Origin of the sequence: Azoarcus taiwanensis (assembly GCF_012910885.1) — a bacterium.
GTDB lineage: Bacteria > Pseudomonadota > Gammaproteobacteria > Burkholderiales > Rhodocyclaceae > Azoarcus_F > Azoarcus_F taiwanensis.
Map to the genome: position 1 here is coordinate 1 of NZ_WTVM01000296.1, position 478 is coordinate 478.

At 64.6% G+C, this 478-nt stretch carries 1 protein-coding gene; it reads right to left on the reverse strand.

All coding sequences use genetic code 11. The features are described from left to right. Positions 1–478 (reverse strand): murein hydrolase activator EnvC family protein (locus tag GPA21_RS20400; RefSeq protein WP_168989874.1); only part of this gene is annotated, 478 nt, incomplete at both ends.

The window sequence follows — 478 nt, forward strand, 5'->3', positions numbered from 1 at the left end:
AAGCAAGGCATCGTTGTTGCCGTAGATCGTCAAGTAATCGTCATCGTGTTCGATGATGAGCAGATTGCCATAACCTCTCAGCCAGTCGGAGAAGACCACTTCTCCGGGGGCGACGGCGACGACTTGCTCTCCTTCCCTCGCACGAATGAAGATTCCCCGCCACCGGGTGCCACCTTCCGCTCTTGGAGCACCAAAACGCCCGATGAGTTCGCCACGTACCGGAAAACCGATATTGCCGCGCAGTTGCGAAAACCGAATGCCGGTCGGCGTCGGTCCCGCGGTGTCACGCGCCACCCCACGAACCGGCTCGGCTGACCGCGCAGGTTGCGCAACCGTCGGCGCCGGCGAAGTCGGCGCGCGTGCAGCCGCGGCGGCGGCTGCTTCCCTTGCCGCCAGCAATTGCCTGCGAGCCGCTTCGCGTGCCGCAGCAGCAGCCGCAAGCGCCTCCACCACCTCACCGAGCTGCGCCTCCGATTGA